Source organism: Erythrobacter sp. S249 (assembly GCF_057364975.1).
Window position 1 is genome coordinate 264,742 of sequence record NZ_CP200287.1, and the last position, 25,998, is coordinate 290,739.

Consider the following 25,998-nt stretch of genomic DNA (forward strand, 5'->3'; position numbering starts at 1 on the left):
TATGTCGGCTGTTATTGAAAAAACCTTCTGCAAAGTCCGCAAATGGGCCGTAAGCTGAAAGTCTGCTCCTATAAACAGCGCTCAATTAGCCGACCTCGTCCGCCCTTATTCCGCCGCCTCCGGCAGTTCGACTCTTTGCGGGCCGCGGATCAGGCCGCCCGGCGCTTCGCCGGTCCATTGGCCTTCGCGGAAGGTTACCACGCCGTTCTTGATTGTGCAGGCATAGCCATCGGCCTTTTGCAGCAGGCGTTTGCCCCCAGCAGGTAGGTCAAAGGCGAGCCATGGGCGGCCGAGCTTCAGGCGCTGCATGTCGATGACATTGAGGTCCGCGAGATAGCCTGGCGCGATTACGCCGCGATCTTCCAGGCCATAAAGCACGGCGGTGTCGCGGCATTGCCGTTTGATCGCGTGCTCCAGGCTGATTTTCCCGTCCCGCTTCCGGTCGCGCACCCAATGCTGCAGCATGAAGGTGGGCGAGGCGGCATCGCAGATGGTGCCGCAATGCGCGCCGCCGTCGGACAGGGAATTCACCGTGTCCTCCGCCTGTTGCAGCGGCAGCAAGAAGTCGAGATTGCCCTCAGCGTAGTTGAGGATTGGTAGGTAGATGAAGCCGGTCGCATCGTCTCGGCACAGCATGTCGTATGCGTATTCCTGAGGGTCGACGCCCGCGGCGACTGCTCGCGCATTTACGCTTGCGCTGGCATCGGGTTCATAGTCGAAATCCGGGTCCATTTCATATTGCAACGCCCAGCCTTGGGTGATCACCATCACGACCTGGATGATGTCGGTCGGCGCTTCGGAATAATCATTGGCCTCTGACAGAAGCTGAGCCTTGAAGGCAGGGTCGAGCAGTTTTGCCTTTTGTGTCGGCCAATCGAGGTCCTTGATTGCTTGCCAACTGGGGCGGAAGGCGAAGGGGTTTACCGTTCCCTGCCACGCCATGATGATGCCGTTTCCGCGCAATGCGATCTGAGCAACGATGTTGGCACCATTGTCATTTTGCGCCCGCATTTCGGAGATTTGCTCCTCCAGCGGCAGTTCTTTCGCGATGGATTGCAGCGCGGCAAAGGTGACCGGGATGCCGGCCTCGCGGCTCAGCTGGCCCATCCACTCAAATTCGTTCCAATCCCGCTGCAAGTCGCTCGCCATTTCGAACACCGCATGACCGCCCGCCGCCTGCGCGCGGCCCATAGCGCGGCCAATGGCAACAAGCTCATCAGCGGTAGCGGTGGTGCCAGGCACCAGCTCTCCATCGACGGATTTGTGCAGGACTGTGCGTGAGGTGGAGAAGCCGAGCGCGCCTGCGCGAACGCCTTCCTCAACGATCTTGCCCATCGCCTCGATATCATCTTCGGTGGGAACCGCACCGGGTTGCTCGCGGTCACCCAAGACATAGGCGCGCACAGCGCCGTGCGGGACATGGGTGCCGATATCCATCGTTCGGGGCAGTTTTTCGAGCGCATCGAGATATTCTGGGAAGGTCTCCCAATCCCAAGTGATCCCCTCGTCCAGAGCGGTGCCGGGAATGTCCTCGACGCCTTCCATCAGGCTGATCAGCCAATCGTGGCGGTCTGGCTTGGCGGGCGCAAAGCCGACCCCGCAATTGCCCATCACGACCGTGGTGACGCCGTGCCAGCTGGACGGCGCCATTTCCTGATCCCAGGTGGCCTGGCCGTCATAATGCGTGTGGATGTCGACGAAGCCGGGTGTGACCACTTGCCCGCTGGCGTCGATCTCTTCCGCTGCATCACCGTGCACTTCGCCAACTTGGACGATGATGCCGTCTTTTACAGCGACATCACCTGCAAAGCTCTCCGCCCCGGTGCCATCGACAATCGTGCCGCCCCGAATGATGAGGTCAAACTGCGCCATAATCTCTCTCCACTGTGAGGCGAGAGAATGTCGTATTGAGACCGCGCTGTCTAGCGATCCGCGCCGTAAAGCCTATGCCGCCGTGCGAAGCTCGCCAACGGTTGCGGGCGGATCGAGGAATTCGCGGATTGCGGCCACGCTCTCTTCCTTGTGGCTCAGCAGGAACAAATGCCCGCCGCCTTCCATCACGACCAGCTTTGAATTGGGGATCAGGCTGGCGAGGAATTTGCCATTGGTGAGCGGGACGATGGCATCATCGTCGCCCATCAAGATCAGCGTATCCTTCTTCATAAAGGGCAGGGCAGGCGCACTCGTCCAGCCGAGCATACACAGCAGCTGATACATGTAACCGCGCGGGGAGGGCGGGGTGAGGCGCGACATATGGCCGGATTTTCCCGGACCCGCGCCCAGGCCTTCGCCGTACAGCGTTTCAAAGTTCTTCTGCATGAAGGCAGGGTCGATATAGCGGCGCGGATTGGCCATTTTCGACAGCGCTTTTGGACTGCCGGGCATCATCAACATGCCCGCGCTGGTCGCGATCAGGACGAGCCGCCGTGTGCGGCCAGGATGCTGAATCGCAAAGTGCTGAGCTATGCCGCCGCCCCAGCTGATGCCCATCACATCGACCAGATCGACACCCAGTTGATCGAGCAGTTTGGAAGCGGTCCAAGACATCGTCCACGGCGTGTAAGGGACAAGCGGGTCAGGCGATCCGCCAATTCCCGGCATGTCGAACATGATAAAGGCGCGCTCTGGCAGAGCAGCAGCCAGCGGGGCTACCGCTTCGATATTCGCGCCGATCCCGTTGAAGAACAGCACCGGTGGATGTTCCGAAGCCTTGTCCAGCCGCCATGTCGCAACGCGCAGAGAGCGCCCGCCCACATCCTGCAGGCCGATCACGGCGTCCTTCATTGCGTCGTCTTTTGCGGCCCCGTCCAAATTCACTTCCCTTCAATGTGGCTGAGGCGGTATTCATCGATCCCTCATGAACACCGCCCCAATTTCTATTTGTCGCTGCGCCTAGGCCTCGCGGCAGGCACACTAAGAGGTGTTACACCTCTTCCACTACGTATAGACCGGGGGCCTCGTCCAGCGGCTTGTACTTCGTGCTCCCCAGCTTTTGCGGCGCAGCCTTGGTCTTACCAGAGCGTTTCTGAACCCACTCCATCCAATATGGCCACCAGCTGCCTTTGACCTCTTCGGTCCCTTGCAGCCATTCGTCAGCGGTCGGCGGCAGCTTGCCCTTCTTCTTTTGAATGAAGTACTTAGCCTTTGGATTACCCGGAGGGTTCAGGATCGCCTGCATATGACCGGATTGACTAAGAACATAGGTCGCATCCTTTGATCCAAACAGGCCAGTGGAGCGATATGTCGCTTTCCACGGGGTAATATGGTCGGTTACCCCGCCAAGCACGAATAGGTCGGATTTCACCTTTGACAGGTCAATATTGTGATCGGCCATCTCCACTTCGCCATGTTTGGTGAAGGCGAGCGTTTCAAACAAAGTGAGGAAATCGGCCATCAGACTGCCGGAGAGATTGGTCGCATCTGCATTCCAGAACAACACGTCGAATGCCGGAGGATCCATGCCGAGCAGGTAGTTGTTGATCACATAATTCCAGATAAGGTCATTTGGGCGCAGCCAGGCAAAGCCGCGTGCCAGATCATCTGCCTTTATAATGCCGGCCTTTTCCGCGCGTTTACGGGCGATCGCCATTCCGTTTTCGGACACGAGCGATGCGGCCTCTACGTCCGTTGGCTTAGGATGGAGTACGCACACCATCAGCGTCAGCGTGCCGAGCAGATCGCTCTTTTGCGCGGCCAGTTTTGATGCCAGCACGGATGCGGTTTGCCCGCCCGAACAGCCCGCCGAAACATTGACCTTTTTAGAGCCGGTGATCTGAGCAACCGCCTCCATCGCCTCTTCGCAAGACCGGATGTAATCCGCCATGCCCCATACGCCCTGTTCCTTGGTCGGGTTGCGCCAAGAGATAACGAAGGTTTGGATGCCGTTGTCGAGCTGAAATTTCACCACGGATTTGTCCGGCGACAGATCGTTGATGTACATTTTGTTGATCTGCGGCGGGATGGTCAGCTGCGGAATTTCATGCACTTCATCGGTGGTCGGGGCATAATGCACCAGCTCCATCATTTCTGTTCGGAGCACGACAGAACCCTTTGAAGTCGCAATGTTCTCGCCAAGTTTAAAGGGGCGCTTATCAACCTGACTGACCATGCCCTTGTTGTTGACCAGGTCATTGTAAGCGTTCTGCAAGCCCTTGATCAGCGACAGCCCGCCTGAGTTGATCAACTGCTTTTGCGCGATCGGATTTCCGATCAGCGAATTGGTCGGCGCAAGTCCGTCTAGGATGATGTTAGAGATGAAATTGGCTCGGTTGCGCTCTAGCTCGTCAAGCTCCAATTCTTCAAGCCAGCTGCGCATCCCCTTTTGAACCGCCAGATAATATTGCGCGCCCGCCTTAAAAAACGGATTGAACTGCCAGGCGGGGTCCATGAAACGTTTGTCTTTGGGATCTGGCGCCAGCTCGCTCTTGCCGGTCATGATCTTGACCATGTCTTCGCTCATGCTTTGAGCGTGCTTCATCAGACGTTTCGGATCAGATGCGGTCTCGCGCAGCAGCAGAGCGACCGCGCCAACAAAATCTTCGCGCGCAACGCCGATCAATGGGCCCAAGGCACTGGTTGATTGCGCCGCTTCGTTTTCAAGCTTTACCGTGCTGTCTGGCATCTCATCCCCTCAATTGGCTTCTATAGAGCCTTTAGTATCGTCTTATCACTACATTTACCCGCACTCTAACCCAATGGTTAGCGTGGGCAAGAGCGCGCGTCGGTAACTCCCATTAGCGTGAATGCAGAGCGGCTTAGAAGAATTTCAACCATTCTGGGTTAGCTCCCGTTCCCTAAGCGAATTTACGCAAACTGCGTGCATGTTCAAAAGGGGCAGTCACTCCAGTGGCCGGATTGTTTTCCAAGCTTACGAAATCGGCAGAAGTGTCAGAGCAAGAGGTGCCAGAACCGGCACCTTTGCGGCCGATCAGCGCGAGTGATTTGGAACGCCGTGTCGAACTGCTCGATAGCTTGGAAAGCGCTGGTCTCGGGTGGTTTTGGGCAAGCGATTCCAAGGGGCGGCTAATCTACCTCTCCGACGCAGCGACGCAGCAGCTTGGCCTGGAAGAAGGGCAGAGCGCCATCGGCATGCCGCTGGCAGAACTGTTTTTGCCTGATAACGATCAAGCAGCTGAAAGCTCTGAGCGCCCGCTCAAATTTGTGCTCGCCGCGAAAAACTCAATCAGCCCGATGACCGTCCGGCTTGCAGGAACACAGGGCGAGGTTTGGTGGGAAATTGCGGCCAAGCCGCAGTTCAATGAAAATGATCATTTCACCGGCTATCGCGGCAGCGCCAAAGATATCAGTGCGACGCACCAAAACCGGCGTGACGCAGAAAAGCTCTCAAAATTTGACTCGCTGACAGGCTTGGCGAACCGTTACCGGATGACGAAGCAGCTGACTTCGACACTCACCGCGTTCCGTTCTGCGAAACGCAGTGTAGCGCTCATGATGCTGGACCTCGATAGGTTCAAACAGGTCAATGACACGATGGGCCATCCCGCTGGCGATGAGCTTCTGAAACAGGTGGCTGCGCGGCTTAAGCGCTTGATTGGTGATCGCGGTGAAATAGGCCGTTTGGGCGGGGACGAATTTCAGGTTATCCTGCCCGATATTGATGATCGCGGCGTCCTAGGCGACCTAGGACAGCGTGTGATCCAGATGCTGTCGCAGCCTTACTCAATCAACGGCATGCGCGCAGTTATTGGTTCTTCAATGGGCATCGCAATCGCGCCTTATGATGGCATTGATGCAGACGAACTGGTGAAGGCGGCTGATCTCGCGCTCTACTCAGCAAAAGGGGAAGGGCGCGGGCAGTACCGGTTTTACTCCAGCGATCTGAAAGAAGGCGTGAAGCACCGCCACCGGATCGAAGAGGATCTGCGCGACGCAATCGCCAAAAACGAACTCCAAATGCACTATCAACCGATAGTCACCGCCGAAAAGCACCGGGTCGAGTGCATGGAAGCGCTGATGCGCTGGGAACATAGCGAACGTGGGATGATCTCTCCCGGTGAGTTCATTCCCGTTGCTGAGGATGTCGGGATCATTCGCGAGCTGGGCGAATGGGCGTTGAATGAGGTTTGCAATCAGGTCAAATCCTGGCCTCACTCAGTGCGGGCCGCTGTGAATGTTTCGGCGGTTCAATTTGCTTCCGATGATTTCGTCAAGATTGTCCGTAAGGCGCTCCAAACATCGGGCGTAAACCCGGAACAGATTGAGCTGGAAATCACCGAAAGCGTCTTTGTGGGTGATCTGGAGCGGACTTTCCGCCTGTTTCGCGAGCTGAAAGAGCTCGGCGTGAAATTGGCGCTCGATGATTTTGGAACGGGGTATTCCTCGCTTAGCTATTTGCGCGATGCACCGTTTGACAAAATTAAGATAGATCAGAGCTTTGTTCGGGGTTGCTCAGCCGATGATAACAACAATGCTGCGATTATTGCGGCCATTGTGAGCCTCGCAGAAGCGCTCGATATGGAGACGGTCGCGGAAGGCGTTGAGAATAAAGACGAGCTCGCGATGGTGCAAAAACGCGGTGTCAGTCACCTACAGGGGATCTTGTTTTCCCGCGCTGTGCCAGCACAAAGTGTTTTGAACCGGTTTGAGCGAGGTGAATTTGAATATGAGCCCCAGGGGCCAGAAAAGTACCGACCGGATCGCCGCACAGAATTCCGCCGAATTGGTCTGATCCACGATGATCACCGTTACAAAGTGATGCTGCGGAATCTATCGAAAACCGGTGCGAAGATTGAAGGATTGCTGGACGTACCGCTCGACACGCAGGTCGTGCTCGACTTTGGCGGTGGGCAATTGGCGGTGGCTACTGTTCGCCGTTCTGAGGGCTTTAGCCAGGGTGTGGAGTTCGAGACTCCGCTGATCAATGATGGCGCGGATGGCCTGTGCACACGCCACCGCGTTTCACCGTATCAAATCGAGGCGGTAGGGCGGCCACTCACTTCGTTAGCCAAAGATGCTTATGCTGCCTTGGCTGGCAATGTGAAAGGATCGAGCAAAGCCTTCATCGAGGTCGATATTAGCGGGACCTCAGGCGTCGCGGCCTAACAGCCTATTGAAAACGCTGGATTGTAGCTAGAGCTTCCTAATCATGGCTTACAGAAATTAACCATGAAACAGGGCATCTCCCCGTAGCCAATTTCTCACAAACGCGAAGCCTTGGTTAAAGTGGGTTAAACTGGGCCCGAAAATTGCTGTGCGAGTTAACTGTTTCCTAAACGCCTGCGCCCCAATCCCGGCCTATGAATGCGCCGGTGAAACCACTGTATTTGGAGTCTGAGAAGCAGGGCGCTGAACGTCCGCATTCCGTGCGTGCCGAGCAACCCAATCGCACCAGCGATGACCGGCGTGGGCTAGAGCGCGTGCGCACATCGATTGCGCCAGCGACAGTGCGTGAAGAGGCGGCCGCCAACACTGAACACAGCTATTACTTGCCGCCACGGCCGCGTGCGATGGCCTGCTTCCTACTGATTGCGTACATCATTGCAGCGGCCATCGCAGGCGCGGTTCCGCTTGGACCTTGGGCGATTGTTGGCGCGATTGTATCGATTGGTTGCTTCGCCGTCGGAGGCACTCTTTCCGCATTCGAACGGCGCGAGGAAACGCCTTATTCCATGCGGCTCGCAGTCTTGCTGATGGGAGTCGCCATTCCAATGCTGAGCGCTGGAATGGTGCTAGGCCTGTGGGTGTTAGAAGGGCTTGCGTGGCAATGGGCGGTTGGAACGATTGTCTGCATCCATGCGGCCTGCGCCGCTTTATTCGGGATGCGGATCGTCTCACTGTTTACCGCGAAGTTCGGCGTTTGGGCTGGTTTCGCACTGGTCGATCCAAGCCCGCTGACATTCTCGGCATTGGCTGGCGCGGCCATCGTTCTGATGTTGGTGGCTCGGTTTGAGTGGCTCAGCGCGCATCGCCGGCAGGTTGCAAGAGAAGCGCGGGAACGCCTCGCCTCGCGGGCTGAGGACATCCTGCGCAGTTTTGAAGAAACCGGCCAAGGGTGGTTTTGGGAAACCGACAGGCGCGGCCTGATCAGCTACATCTCACCATCCGCTGCAGATGTGATTGAAAAGCCAGTAGAAGACATTCTGGGCCGTCCGCTGAGCGCGATTGTCGATATGACTTCGGGACCGACACGAGCAGAGCGGACCCTGTCTTTCCACCTGTCTGCGCGTTCCCCGTTTAACGAGGTGGAACTGCGCGCAGCAGGGACAACGCCGGAACGCTGGTGGGCGTTAACCGGTCGGCCAGTCTACGATAGCTTTAAGAATTTCTGCGGTTTTCGCGGCCACGGCTCCGACCTAACCGAGCAGCGCCGCAGCGAGCAACAAGTCTCGCGCTTGGCACATTATGACAGCCTCACGGGCCTCGCCAATCGGATGCAAATGTCCCAGACGCTGGAGCGGATCTTGGGTTCACCAAGGGAGCGTGACCGGGCGTGTGCGCTTCTGATGCTCGATCTCGATCGCTTCAAGCAAGTCAATGATACCTTGGGTCATCCCGCGGGCGACGCCTTGCTGAAACAGGTGGCCCAGCGCCTAGAGCGCGCGGTTGGCAACAAAGGGCGGTGCGGCCGATTGGGCGGCGACGAATTTCAAGTCATCATTCCCGGCTACAATTCGCGCGAAATGCTGGGCGACCTCGCCACAGAGATCATCGCAGCGCTTTCTCAGCCATATACAATCGACGGCCAGAGCGTTGTGATCGGAGCCTCGGTCGGTATCGCGATTTCGCCCGAGCACGGGTTCTCTAACGAAGAGCTGATCCGCAATGTCGACTTGGCGCTTTATGCGGCGAAAGACGCAGGGAGGGGCACGTTCCGCTTCTACGCGGCAGACTTGCATTCCGCCGCCGAAGCGCGTGCGCAATTGGAGAAAGACCTGCGCGAAGCGATTGCGCAGGGGCAATTGCAATTGTTCTATCAACCGGTTGTGTTTGCCGGGAATGAGAAGATCACCGGCTTTGAGGCCCTGCTGCGCTGGCATCATCCAACCAAAGGCTGGCAGTCTCCCGCAAAGTTCATTCCAATCGCAGAGGACGCAGGCCTGATCGATCAGATCGGTGCGTGGGCGCTGCGCACAGCCTGCGCTGACCTAGCGCGTTGGCCGGATAGCATTCGCTGCGCCGTTAATGTCTCTCCGCTGCAATTCTCAAACCCTGAATTGCCGACGATTGTTGCCAATGCGCTGGCGCATAGCGGGATCGAGCCATCACGGCTTGAGCTGGAGATTACCGAAAGCGTCTTCCTGAATGACAGCGCGGGCACAGAAGCAATGTTCGCCAGCCTTAAACGGGTCGGCGTGCGACTGGCGCTGGATGATTTTGGCACAGGCTATTCGTCGCTCGGCTACCTGAAAAAAGCTCCGTTCGATAAGATCAAGATCGACCAGAGCTTCGTTCGCGGCGCTACCGAAAAGGGCAGCCGCAACGGCGCAATTATTACCTCTATCACCAGCCTGGCCGAAGCCCTGCGGATGGACACAACGGCAGAGGGCGTCGAGACATTGGACGAGCTTGAACTCGTAAGACAGCTTGGTTGCAGCCATGTGCAAGGCAACATCTATCACAAGGCTCTGAACGCCAATGACGCGGGGGAGCTGGTCGCTGGCGATCTTGCAATCAAGGCGGAGGGACCGCGCGCTGCCCGTGCCCCTCGCAAGGTTTTGCTCCGCCGGATTCTGGTCAGCTATGATGGGAACCGTATTCCGGCGACACTGCGTTCAATTTCTGAGGGCGGGGCGATGATCGATGGGGTCTGGAACGTGCCAGAGGGCACCTTGATCAAGATCGACTTTTCCAAGGACCGTTCAGTTAAAGCGCAGGTGCGCTGGTCCAGGGAAAGCAAGATCGGCGTAGAATTCGCGTCACAATTACAGCGCGCGTTGGATGGCAGTTTTGATGTGCTGCGCGAGGGTTGATTGAATAGCAAATGCACTGGGGAACATGCGCCTGCCTGTTAGGGCTATAGTAACCATCACGGTTTACACCTTAGTTAGCAGATAGTGTTTGCCGTTCGAGCAAATTGAAGAGGAATACAAAAGTGGCCCTGAAGGGTTTCTTGTCATCGATGGGTGGAACTGGCTCAGCACGCAGCAAGCGCGGCCGTGCGGTTTCTGCGCTTTCCGATGATGAAAAATTGGCGATGCTAGAGGACTTGGAACATTCCGGATTGGGGTGGTTCTGGGCTAGCGATGCGGACGGCAACCTGACCTATCTCAGCGGCGCTTTGGCCGAGTGTATTGATGTTCCGTTAGAAGAACTCATTGGTCAGCCGCTGGCGAGCGTCTTCAATCCGCGCGACGGGGATGGGCGGACAAAATCGCTTCCCCTTGTGCTTGGCGCGCGCAAATCGTTTTCTGGTTTTGTCGTCGAAGCGGCCAGCGGAAAGACCAACGCCGTGCTGCGTTTGGCTGGCAGGCCCGTCGAAGATGATCGGGGGCGGTTTACCGGCTTTCGCGGAACCGGCGCGGATATCACGCAAGAATTTCACCGCGAGGAAGAGACCTCACGGCTCGCCAAATTCGACTCCCTAACTGGCCTCGCGAACCGCCACCGGATGGCGCAGATCATCGATTCCACGCTGACGGCGTTTCAAGCGGCTAAGCGTAATTGCGCGATACTGATGCTCGATCTTGATCGCTTTAAGCACGTCAACGACACGCTCGGCCATGCGGCGGGTGATGAATTGCTGAGGCAGGTTTCCGCGCGGCTTCAACGCTCGATCAATCACGAGTGCGAGATTGGCCGCTTGGGCGGGGACGAATTCCAAGTCATGCTGCCTGATATGGATGACCGCGGCATCCTGGGCGAGGTCGCGATGAAGATCATTGCGATGCTCAAACAGCCCTATTCTCTCGAAGAAGGGCGCTGCGTTATCGGGGCGTCGGTGGGCATCGCCATCGCGCCGCATGACGGCGTCACCCGCGAAGAGGTGGTGCGTGCAGCCGATCTTGCCCTCTATGCAGCCAAGAATGGTGGGCGCGGACAGTACCGATTCTTCTCAGGTGAACTTGAAAACGAAGCCATCTTCCGCCGCCGTCTTGAAGAGGGCCTTGGAGAGGCAGTGCGCGAAGAACAATTGTTCCTCAAGTACGAACCGATCGTTGCAGCCCAAGGGATGAACGTGGAGTCGCTAGAGGCGCATATCTGCTGGAACCATGCGCAGCGCGGCGAGATCGACCAAGAAGAGTTTGCCGGGATTCTTGAGGGCTCCAGTCAGAATGTAGAAGTGGGCCGCTGGGCGATTGAACAGGCTGCTCGCGATGCAGCAAACTGGCCCGAAACTGTGCGTGTTTCGGTCAATGTACCGGTGCAATTGTTCAATTCAGAGGGCTTTGTCGATGGCGTCGCCGATGCTCTCAAAGGGGCGGACATTGCAGCCGCTCGGCTTGAGCTGGAAATACCAGAGGCGGTTTTCTTCGGTGACACGGATGGTGTCGACCGGACCTTGGCCGCTTTGTTTAAACTGGGCGTTCAGCTGACACTTGATGAATTCGGCAGCGGCTATTCCTCACTGGCATACCTGCGCCGCGCGCCTTTCGATACGATCAAGATCGACGAACGCTTGATCGCAGAAGCCTCGGATAAAGATGGCCGAGAGCTGGGCCTAGTGAAGGCGATTGTCGCGCTGGCTGGTGCGCTGGACATGAACACTGTCGCCAACGGCATTGAGTCCATGGAGCTGCACCGGGTGCTGGGTGAATGCGGCGTTTCCTATCTGCAGGGGCCGATTTACTCCGATCCAATCGCGATCGATGCTGTGTTCGAAGCGTTGACCGATGAATCGTGGAATATCGAACCTGACAGCGACCGGACCAAGCGCGCGCGCCGCCGCACGGTCTTCCGCAAGATCCAAGTCATCCACGATGATCACTCCTATGAAGTCACCTTGCGCAACCTGTCTAAGACAGGCGCTTTGATTCAGGGGCTGGCAGAGGTTCCCAAAGGCACGCAATTCGTCGTCGATCTAGGCGGAGGGCAATTGGCCGTGGCGACCGTTATCCGTTCAAATGCTGACTCCCAAGGCCTAGAATTCGAACAACCACTGATCGACGATGGTTCGGGCGGGCTGTGCACGCGCAACCGGGTCTCTCCCTATGCTTTGGCTTCTGCGGGTGCGCCCTTGGCTGCGCTCTCGCAAGGGAGCTATAAAGGCATGGAAGGTGGGATGCTTGGCCAGGGCGGCGCAAGTGTGCCGCAGTTCGGCTATGCCAACACACCGAGGCCAGAAGTGGCCTAAACGGTCGTTTGCGTTTTCCAACACAGGACTTGCGCGATATATAGGCTGACACGAGGCGTAGAGGGCGCTAATTGGCACAGCCAATGACTGACCTTTCAAAAATCCGCAATTTCTCAATTATCGCTCATATCGATCACGGGAAGTCGACTCTGGCCGACCGCCTGATCCAGTTTACGGGCGGGCTGACCGCGCGCGAGATGTCCGAGCAGGTCCTTGATAACATGGACATCGAGAAGGAGCGCGGGATCACCATTAAGGCCCAGACCGTGCGTCTTAACTACAAGGCGAAGGATGGCGAGACCTATCAGCTCAACCTGATGGATACGCCGGGCCATGTCGATTTTGCCTATGAAGTCAGCCGCAGCCTGGCTGCATGCGAAGGCGCCTTGCTGGTCGTTGACGCTGCGCAGGGGGTGGAGGCGCAAACCCTCGCCAATGTTTACCAATCGATCGAGCATGACCACGAGATTGTGCCCGTCATCAACAAGGTCGACCTGCCCGCCGCAGAGCCTGAGCGCGTGCGCGAGGAAATCGAGGAAGTCATCGGTCTCGACGCGTCCGAAGCGGTCATGTCCAGCGCGAAGACCGGCATCGGCATCGAAGACGTGCTCGAGGCCGTCGTCGCCAAAATCCCGCCGCCCACTGGAGAGCGTGACAAGCCGCTGAAGGCGAGCCTCGTCGACAGCTGGTACGACCCCTACCTCGGCGTGGTCATTCTGGTTCGCGTGATCGAGGGCTTCCTCAAAAAGGGCCAGAACATCACCTTTATGCAAGGCGGCACGCAGCACCTTGTCGACCGCGTCGGCTGCTTCACGCCTAAGCGCGAAGATCTGGACGATCTGGGCCCGGGCGAGATCGGTTTCATCACCGCGCAAATCAAAGAGGTGGAGCAGGCCCGCGTGGGTGACACGATCACCACGGTGAAGGGCGGGGCGAGCGAGGCGCTGCCCGGCTATAAAGAAGTGCAGCCGGTGGTGTTCTGCGGCCTGTTCCCGGTTGACGCGGCGGATTTTGAGAAGCTGCGCGAGAGCATCGGCAAGCTGCGCCTCAATGACGCCAGCTTCAGTTTCGAGATGGAAAGCTCGGCTGCATTGGGCTTCGGCTTTCGCGCGGGCTTCCTTGGCCTGCTGCACCTGGAGATCATTCAAGAACGCCTCAGCCGCGAGTATGACCTTGATCTGATCACCACCGCGCCATCGGTCGTTTACCGCCTGCAATTGGGCAAGACGAAGAACGAGGACGCGAAGGAAATCATGCTGCACAATCCCGCCGATTGGCCGGATGTGAACCGCATTGAAATGATCGAAGAGCCGTGGATCAAGGCGGTGATTTACACCCCGGATGATTACCTCGGGGCGATCCTGAAACTGTGCCAGGACCGGCGCGGGGTTCAGACCGATCTGACCTATGTCGGTGGGCGCGCGCAGGTGACCTATGAGTTGCCGCTGAATGAAGTGGTGTTTGATTTCTACGACCGTCTCAAATCCATCTCGCGCGGCTATGCGAGCTTTGATTACGAGCAGATTGGCCTGCGCGAAGGCGACCTCGTGAAGATGAACATTCTGGTCAATAATGAGCCGGTTGATGCCCTGTCTCTGATCGTCCACGCAGGCGTCGCGGAAGAGCGCGGCCGCGGGATGTGTGAGCGCCTGAAAGACCTGATCCCGCGTCACCTGTTCAAGATCCCCGTGCAAGCCGCGATCGGCGGCAAAATCATCGCCCGCGAGACGATTTCGGCGATGCGCAAAGACGTGACCGCGAAATGCTATGGCGGCGATATCTCCCGCAAGAAGAAGCTGCTGGAAAAGCAGAAAAAAGGCAAAGCCAAGATGCGCGAATACGGGAATGTGAGCATTCCACAGGAGGCGTTTATCGCTGCGCTGCGGATGGGGGAAGAGTGAAGCCCCGCGCCATTCGTCATCCCGAACTTGTTTCGGGATAACCTTCTTAGCAAGGCGCCACCCAATGTTATCCTGAAACGAGTTCAGGATGACGTTTATTTTTGATTGGGCTGTTTTTCCGGTCCGCGGAACGGCGTGTGGCGGGGAAGTTACTCACCCAGATCAAGCGGTAGCTTGATTTCGCCCATGATCCGGTCCGTTTCGAGCAGGATTTTGACGATGCTCTGATAATGCTGGAAATCGGTGTATTCGAGCCTGCGACCCTTGCGATCCTTGAGCCATTTCTGCGCGGGTTGGTATCCGCCGATGTAGAAGTTCCACGCGGTTTCCGGCACGTTTTGGAAATACTGGTGCTTGTTAATCCAGACATGCCCGTCCTCGCGCTTCGGATAGCCGGAGGCGACGACGTCGCGGTCCTCGTCGTCCTCGACCTCGCCCTTAAAGGGAAAAGCGGTGTCGCCGATGGCAGCGGGTTCCATCAGATGCAGCCGCCGCAGCGCTTCGCCCTTTTCACTGATATGAGCAAAGACTTCGGGCGAAGCGGGAAAGGGGATGCGTGGAAAATCGATCTTGAGGAATTCGGCGAAAGTTTCGCGGTAATCGGGCGAGTGGAGCACGCCGTAAATGTAGTCGAAGACTTTGACCTCGGACGGGCGCGCATCGCCGGTTGCGGCGCGGAAATCGTCGTCCGGTCCGGCCTGATCTTTGGGGTCTATGCTAGCGGCCTCGCAGATTTTGGCGTAGAGCTTGGGGTCGAAATTGACTGTCCGTTCGGTGGAAGCGAGCGCATCTTTCTGTGCGGCGTCCTCATCAGGGTAGAGGTAGAGGGGATGGACAGTATTTTGTTCCTTAGTTTTGCTGGAAATTCCACACATTTCAACGATCTTGTCGGTCACAAATGAGTGATAAAATTTGTCAGCTGCTAATTGGCGGGGGAACAGAAAAGATAGGTTCGGCCCACGCAAAAAATTGGACATGATCGCCTCGCGGGGCCAGTCGAGAAGGTCCTGAGTGTAATTTGTCCATCGCACGTCGAATGGCCTGTAGAGCATTTCCGCAAGTGATTGCTCGGGACCCAATAACCTCATCTTTTCTCGTGCCTTGCCCAAGTCCCAGCCCCTGCTGTCACCCGGAAGATACTTACCCGGTTTTTTATGATCAAAAAACAGGCTGCGTATCTGTTCATCAGACTTTGTAGGGTCGAGAAACTGAGCTATTTTCCTGACTTGCTCCTTCCGTGAGAAGCCCACTGCCAAATTGTCTCTGCTGGTCTGAACACCCATTGTGCCTATTACAAACAGATCGGGTAAATTCAAACCAGCGTAGTATTGTTCGAGATGCAATCCGCTATTTCGATTCAAGACCAAGAAGGGTTTCGCTGGCTGAACAGAACTAAATTTCTCACCACCTAGATGTTCAACACCTAGTATTTCACTCTTCAATTTTCGGCTTCCCCAAAGATCGCCGTGCCAGACTTCGGCCAGCTCATTACTAACAGCACCCTTCCGCACCGCGATAATCAGGGACACCCCTTGCTGAATATCGAAAACATTCTTGTCGGCAGAACCATCCGGACTGAGTTCCTTCTTCTTTGTGTTACCATGCAAATCCAACACCCAGATCTTGTCGAACGTCTTTAGCAAGTGCCAGCGCATCCCGCGAAAGGTCGGGTTGTCGAGATAGCCGTGATTTGTGATGAAGCCGAGCACGCCGCCTGACGGGTTTTTGGCGATCATCTCTTCTGACATGCGGATGAATTTCACATAGTCATCGTGCAACCAGTGCTTTCGCTCGCCGAAGTGCTCACCGTCAACGTATTTGTAGTCCTCGATAAGGTTTGTGATCCACTCGCCATTATTCTGGGAAATGCCCGAGTACGGCGGGTTCCCAATCACGCACATAATCGGTGTCTGCCGCTTTACATCCGCCGCTCCCTCAGCCTCTTTCACCAGCGGGGTCCAGAACAAGTCTGACTTTACCCGCTCGGCCGGTTCCAGCGCGTTGGTCAGCCACACGGACACGCGCGGCGGCTTGGCGCTGGGCGTATAGCCGCTTTCGGTGAGCTGCATATCCAGCTTCATATGGCACATGGCGTAACTCGCCATCAGCAGCTCGAAGCCGTGCAGACGCGGCAACAGCTCTTTTTCGACATAGTTTGACCAAGCGCCCGGCGCGACGCTCTTTACCCGGTCGCTGATCAGCTGGGTTGCCTTGGCCAGAAACGTGCCCGTGCCCGTCGCCGGATCGAGGATTTGAACGCGGTGCACGTCTTTCTTGATCGTGACTGGTTTGCCTTTCTTGTCGGTCTCGCCCGTATCCCAATCGACCGTAACCTTGCTGGTGTCCGCAAGGCCTTGCGGGAGGCCGAACTCCTCCTTCAGCACATCATCGACCGCGCGGACGATGAAATCGACCACCGGCTCTGGCGTGTACCAAACCCCGCGTGATTTGCGTTTTTTGGGATTATACGCGCCGAGGAAGTCTTCGTAAAAATGGATAAAGGGGTCGTTGCGCGCGTCCCACTTGCCGTAATCCTTGAACAGGTCGTGCACATTGCAAGCCCGCAAAAGCGCGGCGAGATCATCGACGATCCACGCGATCCGGTCATCCAGATCATACCCGGCCACAAATTGAAACATGGACCGCAGAAACGGGTTGGATTTGGGCAGCAGATCCAGCGCTTCCTGCCTGCTGAAATCATCCGGCGTCTGATCGTGGAAGCGCGCCGCAAACATGCCATAGGTAATCGTTTCGGCGTATATATCGGCGAATTCGCCCGGCGTCAGATTGGGCAGCAGATTTGCTTTGAAGCTCTTAAACTGATTCGCTAGCTCGCTCTGCAATTCTGGGTCGGCTTTTAACACCCCGCCCAAAGCCTCTTTGATCAGCTTTGCCTTACCCGCCATCAGCTCGGCCAAACGCTTCGCTGAACGGAGGGACAGCGGGCGCGCGGCGGCAAATTCTGTCAGGTACGTTTCGAGCTTTTCAAACTGGTCAGGATTGCCGGGCAAGCCATGCGCGTAATCGGCGATGGTGATAAAGGCGGTCTGCTGACCATCGCGGATGAATTCGAAATCTAGACCGTTGGTATAGAGCAGGTTGGGCAGGCCTTGGGTGTAGCGTTCCTTCTGTTCCTTCGAATAGCCTTTCGGCTTCACCACATCCTTGTCGATATCCTTATGCTCGCACCAGCCGCGCGCAACGCCGTCACGCTGGAACACGAAATCAGGTGCGCCGACATCGACCCGGCGCGGTTCGTTGATCACGTCCAGGGCGGAATCGATACTCTTAAACAGGGTTTCGAGCGCAGGACGGTAACTGTGTTCGCTGGCGACACCGGTCGAATAAACGGCGCGGATTTGATCGAGGTAGGCTGCGATATCCAAATTGACGTCCCCTTAGCGGTCGCCTTTTCGTCTAAAGACAGGAGCTTGCCAAGCGGGGATTTCCCGGATCGCTGACCCGTCTGCTCATTTTCCTACTCCCACGCAGGGCGCTATGGCGCGGGTATGCGCTCGCATCTCAACCTTGATCGGAAAAAGCGATTAGTCAGCCGCGTTCTGATCGATTGGAATTTTGGCCTAAGACTGTGTTCCAGCCGTTCCAAGCGTGGCTCACGTGCGATGAGCCGAGGCTCGCGCGGATATGCGAGAGATGTGCATGAAGTGTGGTCTGCGGCGTCAACTTCACTTGGCGTTCACGTAAGGCGCGGTTATAGGGTGGGGTATGACTAACGCCCCTGATAGCGCTCGCTCTTTCGCCCGTATCCTCCGCAAGTCTGCCATGTTGGCGGGCCTTGCCGGTGCCACCCTGTTTACCACGGCCTGTGGCGGCGGCTCTGCCAATGAAGACGTGGCCTATGTCGCGCGGGATGTGGAATCGCTTTATGGCGAGGCGAAGCGGCGGATGGATAGCGGCAATACGCTGCTCGCCGCGGCGCTGTTTGACGAGGTCGAGCGACAGCACCCCTATTCGCCATGGGCGCGGCGGGCGCAATTGATGAGCGCGTTCAGCTACTACGTGGCGCGCGATTACAACAAGGCAATCCAGAGCTCGCAGCGGTTCCTGTCGATCCACCCGGGCAACAAGGATGCGCCCTATGCGTATTACCTGATTGCGCTGTCCTATTACGAGCAGATCAGCGATGTGAACCGCGATCAGAAGATCACTGAGCAGGCGAAGACGGCCCTGCGTGAGGTCAACCGGCGCTTTCCGCAGAGTGAGTATGCGGCCGATGCGCGGTTGAAGCTGGACCTGGTGGATGATCACCTGGCCGGCAAAGAGATGGAAATTGGGCGGTACTACTCGCGCTCTGGCCGGTGGCTGGCGGCGAATCTTCGGTTCCGCAATGTCCTGGAGAACTTCGATACGACCAGCCACGCGCCGGAGGCTTTGTACCGCCTGACGGAAAGCAGCCTGGCGCTGGGCGTGCCGAATGAAGCGGTGAAATACGCCGCTGTGCTGGGCGCGAACTATCCCGGTGATGAGTGGTATGAGAAGGCCTATGAGCTGGTTCAGGACCACGCGGCGGGCGTTTCGCCAAGCTGATCGGTCGGCGGGTGCGGGCTAGGGGCAATCCCTTAGGCCGCTGCTAGCTTAGCATTAACCAAATGTCATTCGCTGTGCGATAGTGCGCGCGGGCATGAGACGTTCGTTTTGCTTGAACCTATTCGCGCCGCTGTTTGCCTGTCTGGCGACTGCCGGCTTCGCTGCGCCTGCCGCGGCGCACCCTGATCACGGATTGGTCGGCGGGGCTGAGGTTGGGCCGGGCGAAATCCTCATCGGAGGAATGCTAGATGGCCGCCGCGACGGAGTGAAGTTTGACGGCATTGCGGTGACGATCAATGGCGCACCCACGGAACTGGCTGATGACGGACATTTCACCGCCGCTGTGCCGATCGCGCCCTATTACCGGGTCGATATCAAGGGCGAGCGCGTTTTCACCATGGTGCAAACCTTTGGCAATGCAGAGCTGCGCGATGCGCGCTGCGATTGCCTGTCGATCCCGCCGATTGAGCTGGTCGCGCGTAAAAAGGGACGCATTGAGTTGTTCTTTGGCGGCGATAGCATGGCGGGAAGGCGCTATTTCACCGCCCCGCGCGGTGAGAAGGCTGTGCTCGATAAAGTCACGCTCGACAGCGATCTTGATCAGCTGTTCACCGCCATCACGCCCTATCTCGAAACCAGCGATCTCGCCTCAATCAATCTGGAGTCCGTGGTCGCTGCGGAGCAACCTGGTCCGCCAGCGCCGAAGCAATATCTGTTCTTCTCCCCTCCGGAACTGACGCATGCTCTGGCGCGCGCCGGGATCGATCACGTATCGCTCGGTAACAATCACACCGCCGACTATCGCGATGCTGGGCTGAAGACGACGATTGACGCCTTGGACGCCGCCGGTGTCGCATGGTCTGGTGCTGGCATGGACGTGATCGAGGCAGAGCGCGCTTCTCGCTTCGAGCTCGCTGAACATAAACTGGGCATTTATGGCTTTGTCGGATGGCGCGGCACCTGGACGCCAAACCAGATCGCCACCGAAACCAAAGGCGGCGCGGCCTGGGGTAAGCGCAGCGATGTTGAGCGCGTGACCAAGCGTGAGCGCCGCGCTGGCTATGTCCCGATCATGCATTTCCACGGCAATCTGGAATATGCCGACCGACCGTCAGAATTATCACTTCCACGTTTTCGCGCCGCGATTGAAAAGGGCTCTCCGCTGGTCATCGGCCATCACCCGCACGTGACCCACGGATTGGAGATTTATCGCGGGGGTCTAATCGCGCATTCGCTCGGCAATTTCCTGTTTGATCAGGAGCATCCGCACACACAAGTCACCTATGCGCTGAAGGTCTGGCTGGAGAAGGGTGAGTTCCTGCGCGCAGAGGCAATCCCGCTCAACATGCTCGATTACCGGCCCGTTCCGGCAACCGGCGGCATGCGGCAGGCGGTGCTGACCCGGCTGCATTGGCTATCAGAGGAGATGGGCACGGTGCTAGCGCAAACCGGTGGTCATTCCGCCGTTTGGGCCGAACGTAAGGGCATTGAGCGCCCGCAATGCCGTTTTCCCAAAGAGTTCAATCTGGCGCATTTTGCGCCCGCCTGTATCAGCGACCGGGGCAGCTATGGCCGCAACATGATCCCGCGCGGAGACTTTGAAAACACCCAGTTTGAGCTGGCCGGTGACCGGTTCTGGATGTCGCGCAATGCCGCGATCGATTTCCGCACCCGTCCCAATGGCGAGGGCTATATGGCACTGCTACCTGATGGCGGGCCGAAGCTGCCTTACCTCTATTCACGCTCTTACATTCGCGATGTCTATGCGACCCGCTTTACCTTGCAGAGCAAGATCAAATTGCCGCGCGATGCTGAGGTGGAATTGATCGTAAAAGAACGCCCGCAAGAAGGGGCTACGCCAACATCTTCTATTCGTGGTGTGTCGCTTGGTATGCTGGAAGTAAGCGGCGGCGATTGGCGCAATCTGCAGTTCGATTTTAACCGCCCAGAAGAGGCGAACAGCACGGCGCGCGCATTCCGCGTGATCCTGAAAATCCGTTTCAAGGATCGGCGAGCAACTGGCGACAAGACCATTGAGCTTGATGATTTCGAACTGATCGAATGGCCTGACGAAGACAGCCAGAATGATCCAGCGCAGGCCTGGCGATGGACGCATTATCAGCCTAATATTTCCCGAGCTGAAAGTGTCCCCGCTAGCCCGTCTGCGGGCGAGTAACCCTCAACCAAAAACCTCGGCCAACGCACTCAGCGCAAAACAAGCTGTTCGTTGTCTCAGCTCAGCAGGTGACGCGCGGCATTTGAGCGGTTAGAAAACCCGCTGAAATGCTGACCCGCCTGTCCATCCGCAATATCGTGCTTATCGAGGCGCTTGACCTAGAGTTCACGCGCGGACTAGGCGTGCTCACGGGCGAGACGGGCGCGGGTAAGTCGATCCTGCTCGATGCCCTCGGCCTCGTGCTGGGCGACAGGGCAGAAACCTCATTAGTGCGCGCGGGCGAGGTCAAGGCGAGCGTTACCGCCAGCTTTGAATTTGGTGTGTTTCCCGCCGCCATCGCCGCCATTTTGGATGATGCCGATATTGATCTGGAGCCAGGCGAGCCGCTGATCATTCGCCGTCAGGTTAAGGCTGATGGCGGATCCAAAGCCTTCATCAATGATCAGCCCGCTGGCGTTGCTTTGCTACGCGAACTTTCTGCATCTCTGGTGGAATTACACGGCCAGCATGATGATCGCGGTCTGGTGAACCCGCGCGGGCACCGCGCACTGCTAGATCGCTATGCCGGAACGGATCTCACGGGGCTGGAGCGCGCATGGCAGGCATGGGCCAAGGCAGAGGCGCAATTGGCTGAGGCGCGCGGTTCGGTGGAACAGGCCGCTGCTGATCAAGAATTGCTGCTCGCGCATTTGGCTGAACTGACCGAGATTGAGCCGCAGGCAGGCGAGGAGGTCCGCCTCGCAGAGACCCGCGCCGCCATGCAAAAGGGCGAAAAACTGTCCGGTGAATTGGAAGAATTGCGCCATATCTGGGAGGGCTCAGATTCGCCGCTCGCATCTTTGCGGGTGGCCGCGCGCAAGCTGGACCGGATCGCTGGCGAGCACCCCTTGCTGGCCGAGGCTTTGGCGGCGCTCGACCGCGCAGTGATCGAAGCCGGTGAAGCGGAAGACCGGATGATGGAGGCGGGCAATGCTCTGGTCCATGATCCGCAAGCTCTGGACGACGCAGAGACGCGTCTGTTCGAGCTCAGAGCGATTGCGCGTAAGCATCGCTGTGATGTTGACGACCTGCCAGACCTGATGCGCGATATGCGGGCACAGCTCGATGCGATCGAAGGCGGCGAGGCGCAATTGGACGCGCTGGAAACGGCCGCACGTGAGGCGCGTAAGGCTTATCTAAGCAAAGCGGAAAAGGCGCATGCTGCGCGGCTCAAAGCGGCGAAGAAATTGGACAAGGCGGTGGCAGCAGAGCTGGCCCCGCTAAAACTGGATGCGGCGCGTTTCCTGACGGCGGTCGGCAAATTGCCCGAGGAAAAATGGGGCGCGGCCGGAATGGACAGCGCCGAATTCCTGATCGCAACCAATCCGGGCGCCGATTTTGCCCCGCTCAACAAGATCGCATCGGGCGGCGAATTGTCGCGCTTTATCCTCGCCTTGAAAGTGGCCTTGGCCGAGCAGGGCGGGGCCGCAACCGTGATCTTTGACGAGATTGATCGCGGCGTTGGCGGCGCGGTTGCGAGCGCGATTGGAGAGCGGCTTGCAAGGCTGGCTGATGATGAGGGGCAATTGCTGGCCGTGACGCACTCGCCGCAGGTCGCAGCGCGCGGCGGACAGCATTATATGATTGCGAAAGCTTCAAATGGCACTGTCACGAAGACGTCGGTCTCGAAACTGAGTTCGGAGGAACGAAAGGAAGAGATCGCAAGGATGCTGTCAGGCGCAGAAGTGACCCCAGAGGCCCGCGCGCAAGCGGACCGTTTGTTGGAGAATGCATGATGGAAGACGTGAAACCTAAAATGAGCGGTCTTCAAATCGTGGCATTGGTCGCGGGTGTTGTAGCGATCTTGGGTGCGACAGTGTCTTGGCTCGTGGTGACCATGGTCAACTCGCACTACAATCCCATCGATGCGAATACTTGGCCGACTTATGTGATAACGACCGCGATGTGGCTCGGCATTTCCGGTGTTGTGGGATGGCTGATGCTGCGGCTCGCTCGCGGATATGCGTCGGCTAAAGGCTTGGCTATCGCAGGCTGCTTTGGTGCGGGGCTCTTGATATTGTCGATGTTTGTTCTGGTTGATTGAGTCTTGCGGCGAATCCCGGCATTTTCCAACACGATGGAGTTGCGTGATGCAGCGGCGTGAATTTGCAGGCCTTGCTGCATTGTCCTTGTTGGGCGGGTGCTCAACCAAACTTTTAGGAGCTCAACACTTGGAAGAAATGTATGGCTTGATTGCCCAGATGAAAACCGCCGACGGTAGGCGTGAAGAAGTCATTGCGGCCCTACTCGAAGGGACACGCGGTATGCCAGGAAACATCGCCTACATGATCGCCGAAGACCTCGAAGATCCCAACTCAATTTGGATCACTGAAGTTTGGCAGACAAAGACAGATCATGCGAACAGCCTCCAGCTGCCTTCAGTCCAGGCCGCAATCGGCAAGGCGCGTCCGCACATTGCTGGTTTCGGAACGCGGGTAGAGACAAAGCCTGTCATGGGAGCCTGAATTGGCCAACCTCTCAGAAGCCGATGCAGCCAATGAGCTGATGCGCTTGGCGCGGCTGATCGCAAAGCATGACAAGCTCTATCATGCGCAGGACAATCCCGAGATCACCGATCAGGAATATGACGCGCTGGTCCGGCGCAATGCCGAATTGGAAGCGGCGTTTCCGCATCTGGTCCGCGACGATAGCCCATCTAAAAATGTTGGCCATCAAATTGCTGCATCACCGCTGAGCAAAGTGACGCATGAGGTTCGCATGATGAGCCTCGACAATGGCTTTTCGCGCGAAGAGATTGAAGAATGGACTGCGCGGGTGCGGCGTTTCCTGTCGCTCGATGACGCGCAGGTGATGGGTTTTACCGCCGAGGATAAGATTGACGGTCTGTCATGCAGCCTGCGCTATGAGGGCGGAAAATTGGTGCGCGCGGCAACTCGCGGCGACGGGCAGGTCGGCGAAGATGTGACCGCCAATGTGCAGCATATCGCCGATATTCCGCAGGAACTGAGCGGCGATGATTTGCCAGACGTGTTCGAAGTGCGCGGCGAAGTCTACATGGAAAAACAAGCCTTTGCTGCGCTTAATGCTGCGCAGCAAGAGGCAGGTGGTAAGCTATTTGCGAACCCGCGCAACGCCGCTGCTGGTTCGCTGCGTCAGAAGGACGCGAGCGTCACCGCGAAGCGCGTTTTGCGGTTCTGGGCGCATGGCTGGGGCGCGGCGTCGGCAGTTCCGGGCGCAACGCAAAGCGAGGTGGTGGAAACCTTGCGTCGCTGGGGTTTTCCGATTTCGCCGCTGTTCACGCGGGTTGAAAGCACGGATGCCTTGATCGCGCATTACGAGAAGATTGGCGCGGCGCGTCCGGACCTCGATTATGAGATTGATGGCGTCGTCTACAAGGTCGACCGACTCGATTGGCAGGGCCGGCTTGGCTTTGTTGCGAAGGCCCCGCGCTGGGCTCTCGCGCATAAATTCCCGGCTGAGCAAGCGCAGACCACTTTGGAGGCGATCGACATTCAGGTCGGGCGCACTGGCAAGCTGACCCCTGTTGGGAGGCTGGCTCCGGTTCTGGTCGGCGGGGTGACGGTCACCAATGTGACGCTGCACAACCGCGATGAAATTGCGCGCCTTGGCGTGCGGCCGGGCGACCGAATTGTGGTCCAGCGCGCTGGCGACGTGATCCCGCAAGTGGTCGATAATCTGACCCGCGATGCGGAGCGTGCTCCGTTCGATTTCCCTGAGGCTTGCCCAGAGTGCGGCAGCGAGGCCGCGCGTGAAGAGGGCGAGGTTGATATGCGCTGCACCGGCGGCCTCATCTGCCCCGCACAGCGTACACAGCGGCTCGAACATTTCGTCAGCCGCAAAGCCATGGATATTGACGGCCTTGGCGAGAAGACGATTGCTCAGTTTTTTGAGCTGGGATGGCTCGAAAGCCCGGCTGATATCTTCCGCTTGAGGGACCGCCGCGAGGACATTCTGGCGCTGGAAGGCTGGCAGGAAAAGTCGGTCGATAATCTTATTGCATCCATTGAGGAAAAGCGCGAACCCGATGCAGCAAAACTGCTGTTTGGTCTGGGCATTAGACACGTCGGAGAGGTGACCGCACGCGACCTAATGAAGGCCTTGGGTGACATCAATATGCTACAAAATGCTGCGCAGCAATTTGCAACATATCGCAGCGAAAATCCGCTGGGAGAGGACGAGAAACCGTCCCCCTTCAAGGCCCGAATGGATAACGCAGCGAAAGACATTTTCGGCGTCAGCGATGGGTTTGGCGCGACGGTCGCGCATTCGCTCGCAGACTTCTTTCACGAGCCGCATAATGTGGCTGTGTGGGAGGATATGCTGAGCGAGGTTTCACCGCCCCCGTATGTTGTCGAAACCCTCGACAGCCCAGTAGCGGGGAAGACAGTGGTCTTCACAGGCAAGCTAGAAACAATGAGCCGCGATGAAGCCAAAGCGCAGGCCGAACGGCTTGGCGCCAAGGCCAGCGGTTCGGTGAGCGCAAAGACCGATATTCTGGTCGCGGGACCAGGCGCGGGATCGAAGCTGAAGAAGGCGCAAGAGCTTGGCATCGAAGTGATGGACGAGGCGGGTTGGGCCGATATTGTGGCGGCAGCGAAATGACAGACTTCCTCACCCACGCGCACCCACAAGCCCTACGCATCGCCGAGCACCTTCGAACTCGCGATGAGCGTATCGCCGTTGCGGATGGTGCGACTGGCGGGCTGATGGCGGCGAGCATGCTTAGCGTGCCCGGCGCGCTTGATTTCTTTGTTGGCGGCGGGGTTATCTATTCCTTCCGCGCTCGCGATGTTCTGTTTGATCTGCCGCGCGACGCATACAAAGGCATGCGCGGGGCGAGCGAGGAATATGCTTTGCTTCAGGCGCGCGCCATCCGAGACAATCTGGGCGCTGATTGGGGGATCGCGGAAAGCGGTTCCGTGGGTGGTAGCAAGCACCCCAGCGGCGCACCATCCGGCCGCAGCTGCGCAGCGGTGGTTGGGCCGGATAGCGAGCACACTCTGGTGCTGGAAACTGGCAGCGAAAACCGGATTGAAAACATGCAGGCCTTCACCCGGAATGCGCTCGACCTGTTGGAACAAACGCTCGCGGGCTAAAATTTT

General features: G+C 57.7%; 15 protein-coding genes. 11 read left to right on the forward strand and 4 right to left on the reverse strand.

The window, feature by feature from the left end:
- Positions 1 to 105: 105 nt before the first annotated feature.
- The 3 genes from AC0V6V_RS01300 to AC0V6V_RS01310 all read right to left on the reverse strand — a co-directional run bounded on the left by AC0V6V_RS01300 (position 106) and on the right by AC0V6V_RS01310 (position 4,621).
- On the reverse strand, positions 106 to 1,872 hold the full coding sequence (locus AC0V6V_RS01300) for an N-acyl-D-amino-acid deacylase family protein (protein WP_486163683.1): 1,767 nt from the start codon (positions 1,870 to 1,872) through the stop codon (positions 106 to 108).
- A 72-nt stretch (positions 1,873 to 1,944) separates the two neighbouring features.
- On the reverse strand, positions 1,945 to 2,811 hold the full coding sequence (locus AC0V6V_RS01305; protein WP_486163684.1) for an alpha/beta fold hydrolase: 867 nt from the start codon (positions 2,809 to 2,811) through the stop codon (positions 1,945 to 1,947).
- 112 nt (positions 2,812 to 2,923) lie between these two features.
- Positions 2,924 to 4,621, reverse strand: a complete 1,698-nt coding sequence (locus AC0V6V_RS01310; protein ID WP_486163685.1) for a PHA/PHB synthase family protein — start codon at positions 4,619 to 4,621, stop codon at positions 2,924 to 2,926.
- Between the two features lie 224 nt (positions 4,622 to 4,845).
- Between AC0V6V_RS01310 and AC0V6V_RS01315 the strand changes: the two genes are divergently transcribed.
- From AC0V6V_RS01315 to lepA, 4 genes are all read left to right on the forward strand, one after another.
- Positions 4,846 to 7,062, forward strand: coding sequence for an EAL domain-containing protein (locus tag AC0V6V_RS01315; RefSeq protein ID WP_486163686.1), 2,217 nt, complete (start codon positions 4,846 to 4,848; stop codon positions 7,060 to 7,062).
- A 206-nt stretch (positions 7,063 to 7,268) separates the two neighbouring features.
- Positions 7,269 to 9,929: an EAL domain-containing protein gene (locus AC0V6V_RS01320; RefSeq protein ID WP_486163687.1), complete on the forward strand. Its 2,661-nt coding sequence runs from the start codon at positions 7,269 to 7,271 to the stop codon at positions 9,927 to 9,929.
- A 149-nt stretch (positions 9,930 to 10,078) separates the two neighbouring features.
- Entirely contained in the window at positions 10,079 to 12,250 is a 2,172-nt protein-coding gene (locus AC0V6V_RS01325; RefSeq protein WP_486166154.1) for a putative bifunctional diguanylate cyclase/phosphodiesterase, read from the forward strand.
- A gap of 83 nt (positions 12,251 to 12,333) precedes the next feature.
- Positions 12,334 to 14,151, forward strand: a complete 1,818-nt coding sequence (gene lepA / locus AC0V6V_RS01330) for a translation elongation factor 4 (protein ID WP_486163689.1) — start codon at positions 12,334 to 12,336, stop codon at positions 14,149 to 14,151.
- A 149-nt stretch (positions 14,152 to 14,300) separates the two neighbouring features.
- On the opposite strand, the gene AC0V6V_RS01335 is transcribed toward lepA, so the two are convergent.
- Positions 14,301 to 17,537 carry a type ISP restriction/modification enzyme gene (locus AC0V6V_RS01335; protein ID WP_486163690.1) on the reverse strand — a complete coding sequence of 1,079 codons (3,237 nt, stop codon included), beginning with the start codon at positions 17,535 to 17,537 and terminating at the stop codon, positions 14,301 to 14,303.
- A gap of 397 nt (positions 17,538 to 17,934) precedes the next feature.
- Between AC0V6V_RS01335 and AC0V6V_RS01340 the strand changes: the two genes are divergently transcribed.
- The 7 genes from AC0V6V_RS01340 to AC0V6V_RS01370 all read left to right on the forward strand — a co-directional run bounded on the left by AC0V6V_RS01340 (position 17,935) and on the right by AC0V6V_RS01370 (position 25,992).
- Positions 17,935 to 18,699, forward strand: a complete 765-nt coding sequence (locus AC0V6V_RS01340; protein ID WP_486166021.1) for an outer membrane protein assembly factor BamD — start codon at positions 17,935 to 17,937, stop codon at positions 18,697 to 18,699.
- A 94-nt stretch (positions 18,700 to 18,793) separates the two neighbouring features.
- A complete protein-coding gene (locus tag AC0V6V_RS01345; RefSeq protein WP_486163691.1) occupies positions 18,794 to 20,875 on the forward strand; it encodes a CapA family protein in 2,082 nt (693 codons plus the stop codon).
- Positions 20,876 to 20,982: 107 nt separating this feature from the next.
- Positions 20,983 to 22,650, forward strand: a complete 1,668-nt coding sequence (recN, locus tag AC0V6V_RS01350) for a DNA repair protein RecN (RefSeq protein ID WP_486163692.1) — start codon at positions 20,983 to 20,985, stop codon at positions 22,648 to 22,650.
- A gap of 20 nt (positions 22,651 to 22,670) precedes the next feature.
- Positions 22,671 to 22,958 (forward strand): hypothetical protein, encoded by a 288-nt coding sequence (locus AC0V6V_RS01355; protein ID WP_486163693.1) that lies wholly within the window; start codon positions 22,671 to 22,673, stop codon positions 22,956 to 22,958.
- 46 nt (positions 22,959 to 23,004) lie between these two features.
- Positions 23,005 to 23,379, forward strand: coding sequence for a putative quinol monooxygenase (locus tag AC0V6V_RS01360; RefSeq protein ID WP_486163694.1), 375 nt, complete (start codon positions 23,005 to 23,007; stop codon positions 23,377 to 23,379).
- 40 nt (positions 23,380 to 23,419) lie between these two features.
- Positions 23,420 to 25,498 (forward strand): NAD-dependent DNA ligase LigA, encoded by a 2,079-nt coding sequence (ligA, locus tag AC0V6V_RS01365; protein ID WP_486166022.1) that lies wholly within the window; start codon positions 23,420 to 23,422, stop codon positions 25,496 to 25,498.
- Entirely contained in the window at positions 25,495 to 25,992 is a 498-nt protein-coding gene (locus AC0V6V_RS01370) for a CinA family protein (RefSeq protein WP_486163695.1), read from the forward strand. Before ligA ends, AC0V6V_RS01370 begins: the two co-directional genes overlap by 4 nt.
- Positions 25,993 to 25,998 lie beyond the last annotated feature (6 nt).

Coding starts and splice junctions, on each gene's coding strand:
- recN (WP_486163692.1), top strand. CDS start 20,983: ATGCTGACCCGCCTGTCCATCCGCAATATCGTGCTTATCGAGGCGCTT.
- AC0V6V_RS01300 (WP_486163683.1), bottom strand. CDS start 1,872: ATGGCGCAGTTTGACCTCATCATTCGGGGCGGCACGATTGTCGATGGC.
- AC0V6V_RS01355 (WP_486163693.1), top strand. CDS start 22,671: ATGAGCGGTCTTCAAATCGTGGCATTGGTCGCGGGTGTTGTAGCGATC.
- AC0V6V_RS01345 (WP_486163691.1), top strand. CDS start 18,794: ATGAGACGTTCGTTTTGCTTGAACCTATTCGCGCCGCTGTTTGCCTGT.
- AC0V6V_RS01340 (WP_486166021.1), top strand. CDS start 17,935: ATGTTGGCGGGCCTTGCCGGTGCCACCCTGTTTACCACGGCCTGTGGC.
- AC0V6V_RS01370 (WP_486163695.1), top strand. CDS start 25,495: ATGACAGACTTCCTCACCCACGCGCACCCACAAGCCCTACGCATCGCC.
- lepA (WP_486163689.1), top strand. CDS start 12,334: ATGACTGACCTTTCAAAAATCCGCAATTTCTCAATTATCGCTCATATC.
- AC0V6V_RS01310 (WP_486163685.1), bottom strand. CDS start 4,621: ATGCCAGACAGCACGGTAAAGCTTGAAAACGAAGCGGCGCAATCAACC.
- AC0V6V_RS01325 (WP_486166154.1), top strand. CDS start 10,079: ATGGGTGGAACTGGCTCAGCACGCAGCAAGCGCGGCCGTGCGGTTTCT.
- ligA (WP_486166022.1), top strand. CDS start 23,420: ATGCGCTTGGCGCGGCTGATCGCAAAGCATGACAAGCTCTATCATGCG.
- AC0V6V_RS01360 (WP_486163694.1), top strand. CDS start 23,005: ATGCAGCGGCGTGAATTTGCAGGCCTTGCTGCATTGTCCTTGTTGGGC.